Source organism: Terribacillus halophilus (genome assembly GCF_900101385.1).
GTDB lineage: Bacteria > Bacillota > Bacilli > Bacillales > Amphibacillaceae > Terribacillus > Terribacillus halophilus.
Map to the genome: position 1 here is coordinate 43677 of NZ_FMZB01000010.1, position 17775 is coordinate 61451.

A 17775-nucleotide genomic window follows, 5' to 3' on the forward strand; every position below is an offset into this window, starting at 1 on the left:
AAAAAGGACGGTAATGAAGTATGGCATTTACGCATCTGCAAATCAGAAGCAGCTACAGCTTCTATCAAAGCATAATTAAAATTCCCCAGCTAGTGAAGAAAGCCAAAGAAGCAGGCTATGACGCCCTGGCACTGACAGATGACAGTGTCATGTATGGCGTCGTACCATTTTACAAGGCTTGTTTGGATGCGGGTATAAAACCAATCATTGGCATCCACGTTCCCATCGAGGCAGAGGGGCAGGTGACGAAAACGCTCTTGCTGGCTGAAAATGATATCGGTTATCAGCATCTGATTCAATTAAGTACATATCTTCGAACAAATGATATAGTTCACTTGCCGCTTGATTCGATGGAGGCTCTAGCGGGTGGGGTCATCGCCATTGTCCCAGCCCACACAATGATTCAGCTTCAAGTAGATACATGGCGATCCATATTTGGTGAAAGGCTGTATGCCGGTATCAGTCCGGATGAAGTGCGTTACCTGGATGATCAGATGCTGGATATGTGGCAGCAGAAACACGATCTTCGATTTGCGGCCACTGGCGATGTTCGCTATTTGCAGAAGGAGGATATAGATGCCTATCATTGTCTGCTTGCAATAGAGGAAGGAGCAACGTGGGAGCCGGCGCGGACTGGTGAAGGACTGCAGCACCATTTTCGTACCCAGGAAGAAATGGAACAGCTCTCCGATAGTGCTTTATGGCAAGAGGCGTTGGTTCAGGCAGGTTCCATTGCGGAGCGTTGTACAATCCAGCTGCAGTTTGACCAACGCCACTTGCCGGCATATCCGGTTCCGCATGGAGGGCAAGCAGATGCATATTTAAGCGAAATCTGCAAGCAACGCTTAGAGGAACTATACGGGAATCGCCAGGACGCCAAAGAACGGCTGGCGTATGAGCTTGGCGTGATCAAGGAAATGGGTTTCAGTGATTATTTCCTCATTGTTTGGGATTTTGTCCGCTATGCAAAGGAGCATGGTATCCGTGTTGGTCCGGGGAGGGGATCGGCAGCAGGTTCCCTTGTTGCCTATGTGCTTGGGATAACCGCAGTGGATCCGCTGGCATATGATCTTTTGTTCGAGCGATTCTTGAATCCCGAAAGGATTACCATGCCCGATATTGACATCGACTTCTCCGATTACCGCAGGGACGAGGTCATTCGTTATGTACACAGCAAATACGGCTCAGATCATGTGGCACAAATCATTACATTCGGCACCTTTGCGGCCCGATCTCTCCTCCGTGAGTTGATCAAGACGATGGAGATACCACAAGCAGATGCTGCCTATCTGCTTAAAATGATACCGAATAATATGACATCTTTGTCTGCCGGCTTGCGTGCCTCGGAGGAACTCACTGTCTATGTCAAGGATTCAGAACAGTTAAAGCGACTATTTCGAATCGGTGTCAAGTTGGAGGGGCTGCCGCGTCATGTATCGACACATGCAGCTGGTATCGTCATCAGTGCGGATCCGCTGATAAAAACAGTGCCGCTTGCATCTGGGCATGACGATGTCGCATTGACTCAATTTGCCATGAAGGAATTGGAGCAGCTTGGTTTGTTGAAAATGGACTTTCTCGGTTTACGCAATCTGACGTTGATGGATCATGTCCTCAATGGTTTGCCGAAAAAACCGGATATGGATTCGGTACCGCTTGATGATGAAGCAACTTTCCGCTTGTTCCGGGAGGGGCGTACGAATGGTGTATTCCAATTTGAATCAAGCGGCATGAAGCAAGTGCTGCGGCAGCTGAAACCATCGGCATTCGAGGATATCGTCGCTGTCAACGCGTTGTATCGGCCTGGCCCGATGAGTTATATTCCTGTCTTTATCCGAAGGAAGCATGGAGAGGAAACAATCAGTTATCCGCATGCTAATCTGGCTCCGATCTTAGAGAAGACATACGGTGTACTCGTCTATCAAGAACAAATCATGCAAATTGCGGCTTCGATGGCGGGCTACAAGCTGGGTGAGGCAGATTTGCTCCGCCGAGCAGTGAGTAAAAAAGATGCTGATGTACTGTCAAAAGAAGAAACCCGCTTCTTATCCGGCTGTATAGATAATGGGTATAGCGCCGATACTGCCAAGGAAGTATTTTCCTGGATCGTAAAGTTCGCTAACTATGGATTTAACCGCAGCCATGCCGTTGCGTACAGCTATCTTGCCTATCAACTGGCATATTTGAAGGCGCATTTCCCGGCTAACTTTTTTGCTGAATTGATGAGCGGTGTCGCAAATCAGCCTGAGAAAATCCGGCAGTATATGCGAGAAGCTGGTGACAGCGGGATTGAGGTCTTGGCTCCTTCCATCAATAAAAGCTTCGGCAAGTACACGGTGGAGAACAAGAACATCAGGATGGGATTGCTGGCGGTCAAAGGCATTGGAGCCCAAGTCGTCCGTGAGATCATCCAGGCCCGAAAAGACGGTCCTTTCAAGCATCTTTTCGACTTTTGTATTCGAGTATCCTTAAGTAAATCGGCGCTGGAACAGCTCGTTTTAGCAGGAGCTTTCGATAGTATGCATGTCAACAGAGCTGCTGTATTGGCTACGATTGACAAAGCGATGGAGCAGGCTGAATTGTTCAAGGAACTGTACGAGCAGCCTTCGCTGTTGGGGGAAGTGGAATTTGAGGCCACTTATGCAGAACAGGAGCCTTTTTCATCGATGACAACGTTAATGCACGAAAAAGAAGTGTTGGGGTTGTATATTTCAAGTCATCCACTCGCAAGCTATCGGGGTGATCTCCGCAGCAGCGGCCGTATTGCTATACAGCAGCTCGACACACTGCCATTGAAGAAACAAGTGCGACTGGCTGCTGTTTTGCTCCAACAGCGGACAATCAGGACAAAGAAAGGACAACCGATGGCGTTTCTGACTCTTGGTGATGAAACTGGTGAAATGGAAGCTGTTGTATTCCCGGATTTGCATCGGCAAATCGGGCGTTTCCTGGAAGAGGAAGCACTGCTTGACTTGTCTGGCAGGATTGAAGAAAGAAATGGGGAAAGACAGCTCATTTTACAAGAAGGTCAACTTTTCCGGGAAGACATGCTTGAACATGGCAAGGAACGTCTTTTTATCCGCTATGATGATATAGAAGAAGAGGAAGTTCTTGCAATTGTCCGTGAATGCGCCAAACAGTATCCAGGCAATGTACCTGTCATTGTTGTACACAAGGAGACGCGTAAAAGCTATCAGCTATCCGGAGCATATCATCTTGAGCTGAATCATGGAACATTGGGTGAGCTCAGGAAGCATTTCGGCAAGGAAAACGTTGCTGTGTCGGGTCAATGATGATTCACCTTTCTTTACACTGTGGGAAGATGTCCATATAATGTATAAACGTCTGCACAGACCGTCATGTTATAAATTACACAAAGGATGATAAAATATGTCCAATCTACGAGAAGATGCATTGAAAATACACCGTGAAAATAAAGGGAAACTGACAATGAAGTCGAAGATCCCCGTTCGCAATGCGACGGATCTGAGCCTTGCTTACTCTCCTGGTGTAGCGGAACCTTGTAAAGAAATCCACCAAAACAGGGATGACGTTTACGAATACACAATGAAAGGCAATATGGTTGCCGTTGTCAGTGACGGTACTGCCGTGCTTGGCCTTGGAAATATCGGCCCGGAAGCTGCCCTTCCAGTAATGGAAGGAAAATCCGTCCTATTCCAGAGCTTCGCAGGTGTTGATAGCTTCCCGATCGTGCTCGATACAAACGATGTGGACGAAATCGTTCGCACTGTGAAGTTAATGGCTCCAACATTCGGCGGCGTGAACTTGGAGGATATCTCTGCTCCTCGCTGCTTCGAAATCGAAGAGCGTCTGAAAGCAGAAACGGATATTCCCGTATTCCACGATGATCAGCACGGTACTGCCATCGTAACAGTTGCCGGTTTGCTGAACGCATTGAAATTGGTTGGCAAAAGCTTCGATAACATCAAGGTGGTAGCTAACGGCGCTGGTGCTGCCGGTATCGCAATCATTGAATTGCTGCACAGCCTTGGCGTGAACAACGTCATCATGTGTGATTCCAAAGGTATGATCTACGAAGGTCGTCCGGAAGGCATGAACAAAATGAAAGACCGCGTTGCGAAAATCACAAACCGTGATCGCCAGGAAGGCAGCCTTTCCGATGCAATCAAGGATGCTGACGTATTCATCGGTGTATCTTTGGCAAACCTATTGTCCAAAGACGATGTTCGCACAATGGCGAAGGACCCGATCATCTTCGCAATGGCGAACCCAGATCCGGAAATCCTGCCGGATGATGCAAAAGAAGCTGGTGCCCGCGTTATCGGTACAGGACGCTCTGACTTCCCGAACCAGGTGAACAACGTCCTTGCCTTCCCTGGTATCTTCCGCGGTGCCCTGGATGTTCGCGCAACTGACATCAACGAAGAAATGAAAATCGCCGCTGCCAAAGCGATTGCCGAGCTGATCGACGAAAGCGACTTGAACGAAGATTACGTCATCCCAGCGCCATTCGATCCGCGCGTTGCTCCAGCCGTTGCCAAAGCAGTAGCCAAAGCAGCAATGGACACGGGCGTCAACCGTATCACGGTTGATCCGGAAGAAGTAGCTGAAAAGACTCGTCAGCTGACAATCATCGACGAAGACTGATATCCAACCTGCACAGGCAGGCGTTTCCATTGTTGGGAAATGTCTGCTTTTCGCAGGTTATATATGTTTACATAGTTGAATTTAACGCGCACGTACAAGGAAATGATGGTACAATAAATAGTTAGATGCGTTTGTTCAAAAGGAGGAATTACCTTGCTTAAAGATTTTTTTAGCAAGAAGAAACATGCTTCCAAGCCTAACGAAGAGGCGAAGCAGGATATTCCTGAGGGACTCATGCTCAAATGCTCGGGCTGTGGAAAGATCTACTACCGAGAAGAGATGAGAAAGCAATTGTATGTGTGTCCGAATTGTGGCCACCATCATCAATTGCCTTCTGACGAGCGAATTAACAGCTTGTTCGACGAGGGTTCGTTTACGGAATATGATACAGACTTAAATACCGGCAATCCGTTGGAATTTCCAAGTTATCTGCAAAAGTTGGAGAAGGACCAGCTGAAAACCGGGCTAAAAGAAGCCGTTGTGACTGGTGAAGGCACGATTGGTGGTTACCGTACTGCTTTTGCGGTGATGGATTCACGATTCAGAATGGCTAGTATGGGTTCTGTAGTCGGCGAAAAGATCGCACGCGCGATCGAGAGAGCACGACAAGCAGATATACCATTCATCATCTTCACTGCCTCTGGCGGAGCCAGAATGCAAGAAGGTGCACTGAGTCTGATGCAGATGGCGAAGACGTCTGCTGCTGTGCAGCGTTTCCGCGATGCAGGCGGACTGATGATTTCTGTCATGACGAATCCTACATATGGAGGAGTCTCTGCAAGTTTTGCCTCTTTAGGGGATTATAACTTTGCCGAGCCTGGTGCTTTGATCGGATTTGCCGGCAGACGTGTTGTGGAGGAAACAATCCGGGAGAAACTGCCGGAGGATTTCCAGACCGCGGAGTTTTTGCTGGAGCACGGTCAGCTTGACGCTGTCATCAATCGCCATGATATGAAAAAATATCTGACCACGATCCTCGATATCCATCAAGCAGGAGGAAACGTATCATGAAACAAGTATTGGAATTCGAGAAGCCAGTCATCGCGCTGCGGGAAAAAATAGCGGAGTTGAAGACGTTCACGAAGGAAAGCGATCTTGACTTGACGGAAGAAATCGTTAAGCTGGAAACACGGCTTGAAAAGCTGGAGAATGATATTTATACGAATCTCAAGCCTTGGGATCGTGTCCAGATGGCAAGGCATGCAGAGCGTCCGACGACGCTTGATTATGTCGAGCATCTTTTCACGGACTTCCTGGAGTTCCATGGAGACCGTTATTATGGTGATGATGCGGCGATTGTCGCAGGAATCGCCAAATATAAAGGCCGCCCGGTCACGATTGTCGGCCACCAGCGCGGCAAGACGACGAAAGAGAATATTCGCCGTAATTTTGGTATGCCTCACCCAGAAGGATTCCGCAAGGCCGCACGCCACATGCAGCAGGCTGCCAAATTCGGCCGCCCGATCATTTGCTTCATCGACACCAAGGGTGCATTCCCAGGTCGTGCAGCAGAAGAGCGGGGACAAAGTGAAGCAATTGCCCGCAACCTGATGGAGATGTCTGGCTTCGAAGTACCGATCATTTGCATCGTTATCGGAGAAGGCGGAAGCGGCGGTGCGTTGGCACTTGGCGTAGGCGACCGCCTACTTATGCTGGAGAATTCCACATTCTCTGTCATTTCACCAGAAGGCGCTGCCTCCATCCTATGGAAAGATGGCGGAAAAGCGAAGGAAGCTGCCGAAAAACTTAAGATCACGGCTCCGGACTTGAAGGAACTGGGTGTCATTGATAGCATCATCCCGGAAATTCGCGGCGGTGCACATCGGGACCTCCAAGCCCAGGCTGAACTTGTGGATCAAGTGATCACGGAGCAGCTTTTGGAACTGGAAAAACTGGACAAGCAAGTATTACTGGAACAAAGATGGGAAAAATATAGTAAAATCGGTTCGTATGCTGAATAAGCATCTGACCGATTAACTTCATCTTCCGCTTCTGTAAACGATTTACATAGGCTTTTTTGCGGAATTCTTTCTCTTACTTTTTTTAATAAGAAAATTATATGTTTTATTTGATAATAAGTTGGATAAGGATTATCTTTGAAAAGGGTATAAAAGTTCTATAATCGAAATTGTCTAGAGGTGAGCGCATGAAAAAGATAGGTGTTCTGACAAGCGGAGGGGACTCTCCAGGCATGAACGCGGCAATCCGTTCTGTCGTAAGGAAGGCTATTTATCATGACTTGGAAGTGTATGGTATATATAATGGCTACCAAGGACTGATTGATGGAAATATCAAACAGCTGGATCTTGGATCCGTCGGTGATATCATCCAGCGCGGCGGAACGATGCTGCACACGGCTCGCTGCGTGGAATTCAAGACGGATGAAGGACAAGAGAAAGGCATCGAGCAGCTGAAGCGTTTCGGTATCGAAGGGTTGGTCGTAATCGGCGGCGACGGTTCGTTCCGCGGAGCAGAGAAACTGACTCAAAAAGGATATCCTTGCATCGGCGTGCCGGGAACGATCGATAACGATATTCCAGGCACTGATTTTACGATCGGTTTTGATACAGCATTGAACACAGTCATTGAAGCTATCGATAAAATCCGTGATACTGCTACAAGCCATGAGCGCACATATGTAGTGGAAGTGATGGGCCGCCATGCAGGTGATATTGCTCTGTGGGCAGGACTTGCAGATGGTGCAGAAAGCATCCTTATTCCGGAACAGCCGACGGATTTCAATGACGTGATCGAACGTTTGAAGCGCGGCCAGGAGCGTGGTAAGAAACATAGTATCATCATCGTTGCAGAGGGAGTCGGCAGTGGTTTCGAGTTCGGCAAACGCATCGAAGAAGCAACGAATATGGATACACGCGTCACTATTCTGGGACATGTGCAAAGGGGTGGATCGCCTACAGCGAATGATCGGGTGCTTGCAAGTCGTCTCGGCGCTCAAGCGGTCGATCTTCTGCTCGAAGGTAAATCCGGACGCATGGTAGGAATCCAGAATAATAAACTTGTGGACCATGATATCCTGGAAATTTTAGACCGGAAACACGAAATCGACTTGGATATGTATAGACTATCTCAGGAATTATCGATTTAATAGTTGTTGCACTACTGAAGGAGGATTCTCAAAATGAGAAAGACAAAAATCGTATGTACAATCGGACCAGCTTCTGAGTCCGTAGAAACACTAGTTCAGCTTATCGAGGCAGGCATGAATGTTGCACGCCTTAACTTCTCCCACGGGGATTTCGAAGAGCATGGCGCTCGTATCAAGAACATTCGCGAAGCTTCAAAACGCACTGGCAAAACGGTGGCTATCCTTTTGGATACAAAAGGTCCAGAAATCCGTACCGGTGTCCTGCAGGACGGCGAAGCTAACATTGAAAAGGGCGACGAAATCTTTGTCAGCATGAACGAGATGGAAGGTTCCAAAGAGAGATTCTCTGTAACGTATCCAGGTTTGATCAATGATGTGCATGTTGGATCGAAGTTTCTATTGGATGACGGCTTGATCGAATTGGAAGTACTTGACATCGATAAAGCGAATAATGAAATCAAAACAAAAGCATTGAACTCCGGATTGCTTAAAAACAAAAAAGGCGTCAACGTACCAGGCGTGAGCGTTAACCTACCAGGTATCACAGACAAGGATGCAAGCGACATCGAGTTTGGTATCGGACAAGACATCGATTTCATTGCTGCTTCTTTCGTAAGACGTCCATCTGATGTATTGGAAATCCGTGAATTGCTTGAAAAGCATGAAGCTGGTCACATCCAAATCATTCCTAAAATCGAAAACCAAGAAGGCTTCGACAACCTCGATGCGATCCTTCAGGTGAGTGATGGTCTGATGGTTGCACGTGGTGACCTTGGTGTGGAAATCCCTGCAGAAGATGTACCATTGGCACAAAAAGAAATGATCAAACGATGCAACATCGCAGGTAAACCAGTTATCACAGCTACACAGATGCTTGATAGCATGCAGCGCAATCCGCGCCCGACACGCGCAGAAGCTTCCGACGTTGCGAATGCGATCTTCGATGGTACGGACGCAATCATGCTTTCTGGTGAAACTGCAGCTGGTAACTATCCAGTAGAAGCGGTTCGCACGATGAATAACATCGCTCGTAAGGCGGAGACTGCACTTGACCATAAAGCAATCCTTGAAGAGCGTTCCAAAGCAAGTGATATGACAATTACAGATGCGATCAGCCAGTCTGTTGGTCATACTGCCATCAACTTGAGTGTCAGCGCAATCGTTACAGCTACTTCAAGCGGCTATACTGCGAAGATGATTTCCAAGTATCGTCCGAAAGCTCCTATCGTAGCAGTAACATTCGATGAAGCGACCAATCGCAGACTTTCCCTTGTTTGGGGTGTTCAAGCGATTACTGGTGAACGCGTGGAATCTACGGATGATATGCTGGATCTTGCTGTGGATACGGGCTTGTCCACTGATTTGTTCCAGCGCGGAGACCGCATCATCATCGCTGCGGGCGTACCTGTAGGTGAAACTGGTACGACGAACTTGATGAAAGTTCATGTAATCGGCGATATCCTTGCCAAAGGCCAAGGCATTGGTAAAGGCAGTGTCTATGGTAAAGCTGTTGTTGCCAAGGATGCAGACGAAGCACAGCGTCTTGTGCAGCAAGGAGACATCCTTGTAACATACGGAACAGATAAAGACATGATGCCGGCCATCGAGAAAGCAGGCGGATTGATTGTAGAAGAAGGCGGCTTGACATCGCATGCAGCTGTTGTTGGCCTGAGCCTTGGTATTCCGGTCGTAGTAGGTGTGGCGGAAGCTTCATCGAAAATTACCGATGGTGCATTGGTGACAGTCGATGCGGCCAAAGGTGATATTTACGATGGACATGCTAGTGTCCTTTAAGATGTAAGAATGGAGGAGAGGGATGTGAACCCTCTCCTTTTTTATTTGCTATAAGGCTGTGTTAAACTAAAGCTATTCTGACTAATGGAGCGTTGTGTATGAAAAAAGCGTTGCTTTTTCTTTTTATCTTGTTTCCAGCCATTGAAATAACATTTTTCATTTGGGCTGGTTTGGAAATCGGTTTTCTTTGGCTATTCCTTCTTATCGTAGCAACCGGTCTGCTCGGGGTGGCACTTGCTCGTCGTGAGGGACTCCAGACATATAGGAGGGCCAGGGAACAGATGCAGAATGGCCAACCGCCCACGGATGAACTTTTGAATGGCACGTGCATATTGATTGGCGGTTTTCTGTTATTGCTGCCCGGCTTTTTCAGCGATTTGATCGGTCTTTTGTTTCTGCTGCCATTTACTCGTAAAAGACTACGTTATTGGGTACAGGCACTGCTCATGCGGCTCGTATCGAAAAATACTATCAGAGTTTACCGTCGCTAAGGCAGTTTGCCGTTCTTGATATATTGCCAAAGGATTTGCAGGACGCCAGTATGGTGAAGTGTGTGCAAAACTACTAGCAGCACGGGACCGGCGAGAAGTCCGATAAAGCCTAATAGCTGGAATCCAGCAAAAACGGCAATCAGTGTAGCTAACGGATGCAGCCCGATCTGGACGGACAGTAGATTAGGTTCCATAAGCTGACGCTGCAGCACGATTACGAGATACAATACAGCCAGTCCTATTGTCAAAGAGAAATTACCCGTCAGGAAACTGTAGAGGATCCAAGGAACGAAGACAATGCCTGTGCCTAAATAAGGTACGATATCGACCAGGGAAATGAAAAAGGCCGTGGCAATCGGATGCTCGATACGAAGTACGGCAAAGCCTAAGCACATGATGACGAATGTCAGGCTTAGCAGCAAAGCTTGTGCTTTCAGGAAACCTATGCAAGCCTTTACCAATCCCTTCCCTACTTGTTTGGTGCTAGTGAGCAGCAAAGCAGGGAGAAAACGATCCAGGAATGCCGTGATTTTCTCCCAGTCTTTACAAATGAAAAAAGTCCCAAGTAAGGCAAAAATGCAGACGCTTATATAAAGCGGGGCTTTGCCAAGCAGCAGGGGGACAGCCTCCAGTGCTGCTTGGATACCTTCTCCAAGTGTAACGGAAAGATGCTGGATGACAGCTTGGAGATTCTCATCCAGTGCTTCTTGCTGGCCAGGATTCAAATCCTGCTGAAAAGACATCAACCGTTCGTAATAAGGGACAATATATAATTCCACGATCTTTTGTACATAATTTACAAAATCAGTGAAATGAACTGGTACGGTCTTGGCAAGATAGGCTGCTCCTTGCGCAATTTCATTTACGGCCAATGCAAGTCCGCCTAGGCATAAGCCCAAAAAAATTAATAAGATAAGCCCGACAGCTGCCGTCCTGTTCAATGCAGTCTTTCGTTCCATCAACCGGACAGCAGGATTCATCAGGATAGCGAGGATGACAGAGATGATAAATGGATATACATAAGGAGCGGCCAGCAGAATGAGTGCAATACTGCCGGCAGTGGTTCCCAGGACTATGCATAATCGCAGCAGCTGGTGAAGGGTCGTCATTTGCATGAGCTCACATCCTTTATCGTAATGAAGAAAGTTTGGAGGAAAAATTTTGTTAAATACATCATCATTATTTTTAGTAATCATACTTATTTTAGGAATCATCGGAAAGAACCAATCCATTACAATCGCAGCATACATCCTGCTCGGCATCAAAGTCCTGCAGCTGGATGACAAGCTGTTTCCCTTCCTTGCGTCCAAAGGACTGAGTATCGGAATAACGGTGCTTACCATTGCGGTGCTTGTCCCGATAGCGAGTGGTGAAATTGGGTTCAAGGATTTATATGCGAGTGTGAAATCATATTATGCATGGGTAGCATTGGCAGCAGGTATTTTGGTGGCTGTGCTCGGCAAATACGGCGTCAACCTGATGTCTTCGGATCCGCAAGTGACAGTGGCACTTGTAATCGGAACTATCCTTGCTGTTGTGCTATTGAACGGCGTTGCAGTAGGGCCGCTGATCGGAGCGGGAATCGCCTATATGGTGTTCCAAATCATCGGGCTATTTACAAAGTGACAATAATTTGGTAATAATCAGATAATAAAGAAAACAAAAAAATTAAAACGTTTTCATTTCACAAACTCAAATATTATGTTTATAATGAAAGTGCTTCACTCAAATATCTAGCAACTTGAATTTTTTATTACACATGTTAGCGTTTTGACTTTTACTAAAGGGGAGAGATTAACATGGCAGTAGTTAAGGGGCTTGAAGGTGTTGTAGCGGCAGAATCCAAGATCAGCTCGATCATCGATGATCAGTTGACTTATGCTGGCTACAGCATCGACGATCTTGCTAGTAATTCCAGTTTCGAGGAAGTAATTTATTTGTTATGGCATGGTGAGCTGCCGACTGAGGAGCAGCTTGCACAGCTAAGAGGGGAATTGGCTGCGCAGGCGAAGCTTCCAGAACCGGTCATCGATCATCTGAAATCATGTGATTTGAAAGCGGTTCATCCAATGGCGGCACTTCGCACGGCTGTTTCCCTGCTGGGGTTGTATGATGAGGATGCAGAAGTGAATACAGCAGAAGCGAATGGCAAAAAGGCAATCCGCCTCCAAGCGCAGATTGCGACACTAGTGGCAGCGTTCTCCCGTATTCGTTCCGGTCAGGAACCGGTAGCGCCTAGGGAAGAGTATAGCTACGCTGCGAATTTCTTGTATATGTTCAATGAGAGGGAGCCAGAAGACATCGAGATTGAAGCGATGAATAAGGCGCTTGTGCTCCATGCAGACCACGAGTTGAATGCCTCCACCTTTACAGCCCGTGTCTGTGTAGGCACATTGTCTGACATGTATTCCGGTCTTACGGCTGCGATTGGTGCCTTGAAAGGTCCGCTCCATGGAGGCGCGAACGAGGCAGTAATGGAAATGCTGTTTGAAATAGGCGATATCGACAATGTGGACGCATTCCTTGAGAAAAAATTCGCAAACAAAGAAAAAATCATGGGTATGGGACATCGAGTCTACAAAAACGGTGATCCGCGTGCTAAATTCCTGAAAGAAATGTCCCGTGAACTGACGGAGATCTCCGGTCAGACAAAATGGTATGAGATGAGCGTAAAAGTAGAGGATATCGTCAAGCGCGAAAAGAATCTGCCAGCCAACGTCGATTTCTATTCCGCAACTGTTTATTACAGCTTGGGAATCGATCATGATCTTTATACACCGATATTCACGGTAAGTCGTTTCTCCGGATGGATTGCACATATCCTGGAGCAGTATGCAGACAACCGTCTGATCCGTCCGCGGGCAGAATATGTCGGGGAAACACATCGTACGTATACCCCGCTTGAAGAAAGAGTCTAATTTTTTTACAACTATAGAGGACAATTTTTGCTAAACTGATAGAGTATCAGATTTTACCTTAGGAGGAATCGAACATGGCTGAAGCAAACAAAATCACAGTAACAAACGGAGCGTTGCAAGTACCAGACCGTCCGGTCATCCCTTTCATCGAAGGAGATGGAACAGGTCCTGATATTTGGGCAGCCGCAAGCCGTGTACTCGAGGCTGCTGTAGATAAGGCTTACAAAGGCGAGAAGTCAATTGAATGGAAAGAAGTTTATGCAGGGCAGAAAGCATTCGATAAGACAGGCGAATGGCTCCCGGAAGAAACATTGGATGTAATCCGCGAATACAAGATCGCCATCAAAGGTCCATTGACGACGCCGGTTGGCGGCGGTATCCGTTCTTTGAACGTAGCGCTTAGACAAGAGCTTGATTTGTTTACTTGCTTGCGTCCGGTCCGCTACTTCAACGGTGTTCCTTCACCAGTGAAGAAACCAGAAGATACGGATATGGTGATTTTCCGTGAGAATACGGAAGATATCTATGCGGGTATCGAATGGCAGAAGGGCTCACCGGAAGTGAAAAAAGTCATCGATTTTCTTGAGAATGAAATGGGAGTACATAAAATTCGCTTCCCGGAAACATCTGGTATCGGCATCAAGCCTGTATCGGAAGAAGGTACAAAACGATTGGTGCGCGCAGCAATTGACTACGCAATCCAGGAAAACAGAAAAAGTGTGACACTGGTTCATAAAGGCAACATCATGAAATTCACCGAAGGCGCCTTTAAAAACTGGGGTTACGAACTAGCTGAAGCTGAGTACGGCGATAAAGTATTCACATGGCAGCAGTATGATAAGATTGCCGAAGACCAAGGCCGAGAAGCTGCTGACAAAGCACAGCAGGAAGCCGAAGCCGCTGGCAAGATTGTCATCAAAGATGCGATTGCAGATATCTTCCTTCAGCAGATTTTGACTCGTCCTGCAGAATTTGACGTAGTGGCGACGATGAACTTGAATGGAGATTACATTTCCGATGCACTTGCTGCACAAGTCGGCGGTATCGGTATCGCTCCAGGAGCGAATATCAACTATGAAACGGGTCACGCCATCTTTGAAGCGACTCATGGTACAGCACCGAAGTATGCTGGCTTGGATAAAGTGAACCCATCTTCTGTCATCCTTTCCGGAGTGCTTCTGCTTGAGCACCTTGGTTGGAGAGATGCGGCAGATTTGATCACGAAAGCGATGGATAAAACGATCGCTTCCAAAGTTGTCACATATGATTTCGCTCGATTGATGGACGGTGCCACGGAAGTGAAGACGTCCGAATTCGGTGATGAACTGATCAAAAATATGGACTAATGTGTCAAAGGAGGAAACATCATGGCAATCAAGCGTAGAAAAGTATCCGTAATCGGCAGTGGTTTCACAGGGGCTACAACAGCATTCCTGATCGCGCAGAAAGAGCTTGCGGATGTCGTGTTAGTCGACATTCCGGACATGGAAGATCCAACGAAAGGCAAGGCATTGGATATGCTGGAAGCATCTCCGGTGCAAGGATTCGATGCACATGTGAAGGGTACAGCAGACTATGCCGACACAGCGGATTCCGATGTGGTCGTCATCACTGCAGGTATCGCCCGCAAACCGGGTATGAGCCGGGATGACCTTGTGAATACGAACAGCAAAATCATGAAATCCGTTACCGAACAAGTCGTGAAGTATTCACCGAACAGCATTATTGTCGTACTCACTAACCCGGTTGATGCAATGACATATACGGTGTACCAAACATCCGGATTTCCGCGCAATCGCGTAATCGGTCAGTCCGGTGTTCTTGACACGGCCCGTTTCCGTACATTCGTCGCCGAAGAGCTTAACCTATCTGTCAAAGACATCACTGGCTTCGTCCTAGGAGGACATGGCGATGACATGGTGCCGCTCATACGTTACTCCTATGCAGGCGGCATTCCGCTTGAAACATTGATTCCGCAAGACCGCCTCCATGCCATTGTCGAACGCACGCGTAAAGGCGGCGGTGAAATCGTCAACTTACTTGGAAACGGAAGTGCTTATTATGCACCGGCAGCTTCGCTACTCGTCATGGTGGAAGCTATCCTGAAAGATCAGCGCCGTGTCATTCCTTCCATTGCTTACTTGGAAGGGGAGTATGGCTACAACGATCTATTTCTCGGAGTGCCGACGATCATCGGAGGCAATGGGCTGGAAGACATTATCCAGCTAGAGCTTACGGACGAGGAAAAATCGCAGCTCGATAAGTCGGTTGAATCCGTACGCAAAGTCATGACCGTTCTTCAATAACATACCGATGAGACTGGAATAAGTAATATCGGTCAAAGAAAAATCCGAACTATGTTGCAAATTCTTATATAAAGAATTTGACTAAGTTCGGATTTTTTCTGATATAAATTAAGATATGCATCCATAAAGATAATATAACAAGGGTAATACTCCGCATAGATGCCAGGCCGCATATACTACAGGTGAATTTATCTTGTTCTTTAATAGGTGAAACACCAAAGTAAACTTGCGCAAGGAGGCTCACAAGCCGGCTGCAGAAAGTGGAGTTCCATCCCTCAGACGACGGCAAATTTGCAGCGATGGTCGCGGTTTTTTTTATATTTACAAACTCTTAACAGAGAAAGCGAATTGGCAAGGTTCACTTTACAGTTGGAAAAAGGTATGATGTTGCATAGAGGGGGCTAGTATCCATGGCACAAAAAGTACTTATTGTTGATGATGAAGAATCCATCGTAACTTTACTGCAATTCAATATAGAGAGAGCTGGGTTTGAAACGGAAACAGCCTTCGACGGCCTGACTGGATTGCAGAAGGCATTGCAGAATACATACGATATGATCGTCCTTGATCTGATGCTGCCGGAATTGGATGGGACAGAAGTTTGCAAGCAGCTGCGGCAGAAACAGATTGACACACCGATCCTCATGCTTACAGCGCGTGATGAGGAATTGGACAAGGTGTTAGGACTCGAACTTGGTGCGGATGACTATCTCACGAAGCCATTCAGCCCGAAAGAAGTCGTTGCGCGGATCAAGGCTATCTTGCGCCGTACCAATAAGAGCGATAATTATATGGAAAGCGGCGAAATCAAGATTTCGGGATTATCCATCTTCCCGGATCAATATGAAGCGTCCATTAATGGAGAATCCTTGAGTTTTACTCGCAAGGAGTTTGAACTTTTGCTGTATCTGGCGAAAAACAAGGGGCGTGTCATGTCACGGGATCAGCTGCTGAGCTCCGTGTGGAATTATGACTTCGTCGGGGATACACGAATCGTGGATGTACATATCAGTCATCTGCGTGAAAAAATCGAACCTGACTCCAAACATCCTGTATATATCAAGACCATTCGCGGTTTGGGCTATAAGATGGAGGAGCCGCAGTAATGCGTCGCAGCTCTTATGGGATTGCCGTCTATGGATCGCTCATCCTGCTGATCTTTGCGGCAATCGGTTTTATCCTTATGCAAATCACCGATGAGTGGTTTATTCTCTGGGGTGTCCTGCTCATTGGTGCTGCACTCATCATTTCCGTATTATACCGGATTCAGGAACGCTATATCAAACCTGTGTCCATGACTGCCGAAGTGGCAGAGGAGCTTGTGAAGGGGAACTATAAGGCTAGGAATTATGAGAATTTTTACGGAGATGCCGGCAGGCTGATCCGCTCGGTGAATCAAATCGCGCGCAATTTGCATGAGCTGGAGCTCCTGGAGAAGATGCAGGAAGATCAGCTGGAGACAGTGATCGACAACATGGAAAGTGGTTTAATGCTCGTTGATGAACGCGGATATGTGCATTTGGTCAATCGGAAGTTCTTATCTGTTTTCGGTGGGAAGGACAAGGATTATATCGGCCATGTATACCATGACACGATTTCCCAGAGCAATATCCATCATGTCGTTTCAGAGGCCTTTCTTTACGAAGAGAAGGTACGGGATGCTTTCACGCTTCAGCGAGAAAAAGAAAAGCGTTTCTTCGACATCGTTGCAGCACCAATTTTTAATGACTCCTATGATTTGAAGGGTGCTGTACTTGTATTTTATGAGATCACGGATTTGAAACGGGTCGAAGAGATGCGTAAGGATTTTGTAGCCAATGTTTCGCATGAACTGAAAACACCACTCACATCGATACGCGGCTTTTCTGAAACATTGCTGGAAGAAGGTGCTTTGGATGATAAAGACCTTACCGAGCACTTTATTACGATCATCAATAATGAAAGTCAGCGCCTGCAGGCTTTGGTGAAGGATTTGCTCGAGCTCTCGCGTCTGGAAAAAGATGAACTTCAAGTGAAGGTGGAAAGACTCGATTTCAGTACAATGGTTGATACGACCATGCCGATGATTGAGCAGCATGCTGCAAGCAAGCAGATTGATGTGGAATTGGAGCTTCCCGACAGTGTCATTATGCGCGGTGATGAGGACCGGCTGAAGCAGCTTGTGATCAACTTGATGAATAACGCTGTCAACTATACACCGCCAAATGGCAAGGTCAAGCTGAAGGTGACACAATCGAATGATGCAGTGTTTGCCGAGATTTCGGATACGGGGATCGGGATTCCAGAGAGTTCAATCGATCGGATTTTCGAGCGTTTTTATCGTGTCGACAAGGCACGCAGTCGTAATACCGGAGGAACCGGACTGGGACTTGCCATCGTTAAACATGTGGTCGAGGCACATGATGGAATGATTACGGTAAGCAGTGAAGTGAATAAAGGTACCACCTTTTCCATCCGGCTGCCAAAGGCACTCGGCTAAGATCGTCCAGCTGGACGATCTTTTTTGTTTCAGCGGGGAAACATGGTAAACT

The 17775-nt window shown here is 47.1% G+C and carries 14 protein-coding genes; 13 read left to right on the plus strand and 1 reads right to left on the minus strand.

Translation table 11 applies throughout. From position 1 onward, the window contains the following. Window positions 1-20: 20 nt before the first annotated feature. From dnaE to BLQ53_RS15385, 7 genes are all read left to right on the plus strand, one after another. On the plus strand, window positions 21-3293 hold the full coding sequence (gene dnaE / locus BLQ53_RS15355) for a DNA polymerase III subunit alpha (RefSeq protein ID WP_093728190.1): 3273 nt from the start codon (window positions 21-23) through the stop codon (window positions 3291-3293). A 97-nt stretch (window positions 3294-3390) separates the two neighbouring features. Beyond that, window positions 3391-4629 (plus strand): NADP-dependent malic enzyme, encoded by a 1239-nt coding sequence (gene ystJ, locus BLQ53_RS15360; RefSeq protein WP_093728191.1) that lies wholly within the window; start codon window positions 3391-3393, stop codon window positions 4627-4629. Between the two features lie 153 nt (window positions 4630-4782). Then, on the plus strand, window positions 4783-5640 hold the full coding sequence (accD, locus tag BLQ53_RS15365) for an acetyl-CoA carboxylase, carboxyltransferase subunit beta (RefSeq protein ID WP_093728192.1): 858 nt from the start codon (window positions 4783-4785) through the stop codon (window positions 5638-5640). Then, window positions 5637-6590 (plus strand): acetyl-CoA carboxylase carboxyl transferase subunit alpha, encoded by a 954-nt coding sequence (accA, locus tag BLQ53_RS15370; protein ID WP_093728193.1) that lies wholly within the window; start codon window positions 5637-5639, stop codon window positions 6588-6590. The genes accD and accA overlap by 4 nt, the downstream gene beginning before the upstream one ends. 185 nt (window positions 6591-6775) lie before the next feature. After that, window positions 6776-7735, plus strand: coding sequence for a 6-phosphofructokinase (pfkA, locus tag BLQ53_RS15375; RefSeq protein WP_093728194.1), 960 nt, complete (start codon window positions 6776-6778; stop codon window positions 7733-7735). 33 nt (window positions 7736-7768) lie between these two features. Next, window positions 7769-9529 carry a pyruvate kinase gene (gene pyk / locus BLQ53_RS15380; protein ID WP_093728195.1) on the plus strand — a complete coding sequence of 587 codons (1761 nt, stop codon included), beginning with the start codon at window positions 7769-7771 and terminating at the stop codon, window positions 9527-9529. A gap of 98 nt (window positions 9530-9627) precedes the next feature. Then, entirely contained in the window at window positions 9628-10020 is a 393-nt protein-coding gene (locus tag BLQ53_RS15385; RefSeq protein ID WP_093728196.1) for an FxsA family protein, read from the plus strand. Here BLQ53_RS15385 and ytvI read toward each other — a convergent pair. Then, window positions 10017-11135 (minus strand): sporulation integral membrane protein YtvI, encoded by a 1119-nt coding sequence (gene ytvI / locus BLQ53_RS15390; RefSeq protein ID WP_170829730.1) that lies wholly within the window; start codon window positions 11133-11135, stop codon window positions 10017-10019. The genes BLQ53_RS15385 and ytvI overlap by 4 nt on opposite strands. A 46-nt stretch (window positions 11136-11181) precedes the next feature. Between ytvI and BLQ53_RS15395 the strand changes: the two genes are divergently transcribed. The 6 genes from BLQ53_RS15395 to pnpS all read left to right on the plus strand — a co-directional run bounded on the left by BLQ53_RS15395 (window position 11182) and on the right by pnpS (window position 17723). Then, entirely contained in the window at window positions 11182-11646 is a 465-nt protein-coding gene (locus BLQ53_RS15395) for a DUF441 domain-containing protein (protein ID WP_093728198.1), read from the plus strand. A gap of 173 nt (window positions 11647-11819) precedes the next feature. After that, window positions 11820-12938, plus strand: a complete 1119-nt coding sequence (gene citZ / locus BLQ53_RS15400; RefSeq protein WP_093728199.1) for a citrate synthase — start codon at window positions 11820-11822, stop codon at window positions 12936-12938. Window positions 12939-13012: 74 nt separating this feature from the next. Further along, on the plus strand, window positions 13013-14284 hold the full coding sequence (gene icd / locus BLQ53_RS15405) for an NADP-dependent isocitrate dehydrogenase (RefSeq protein WP_093728200.1): 1272 nt from the start codon (window positions 13013-13015) through the stop codon (window positions 14282-14284). Window positions 14285-14305: 21 nt separating this feature from the next. Then, window positions 14306-15244 (plus strand): malate dehydrogenase, encoded by a 939-nt coding sequence (mdh, locus tag BLQ53_RS15410; RefSeq protein WP_093728201.1) that lies wholly within the window; start codon window positions 14306-14308, stop codon window positions 15242-15244. 410 nt (window positions 15245-15654) lie between these two features. Continuing rightward, window positions 15655-16350, plus strand: a complete 696-nt coding sequence (locus tag BLQ53_RS15415) for a response regulator transcription factor (protein WP_093728202.1) — start codon at window positions 15655-15657, stop codon at window positions 16348-16350. Next, window positions 16350-17723, plus strand: coding sequence for a two-component system histidine kinase PnpS (gene pnpS, locus BLQ53_RS15420; RefSeq protein ID WP_093728203.1), 1374 nt, complete (start codon window positions 16350-16352; stop codon window positions 17721-17723). Before BLQ53_RS15415 ends, pnpS begins: the two co-directional genes overlap by 1 nt. Window positions 17724-17775: the final 52 nt, after the last annotated feature.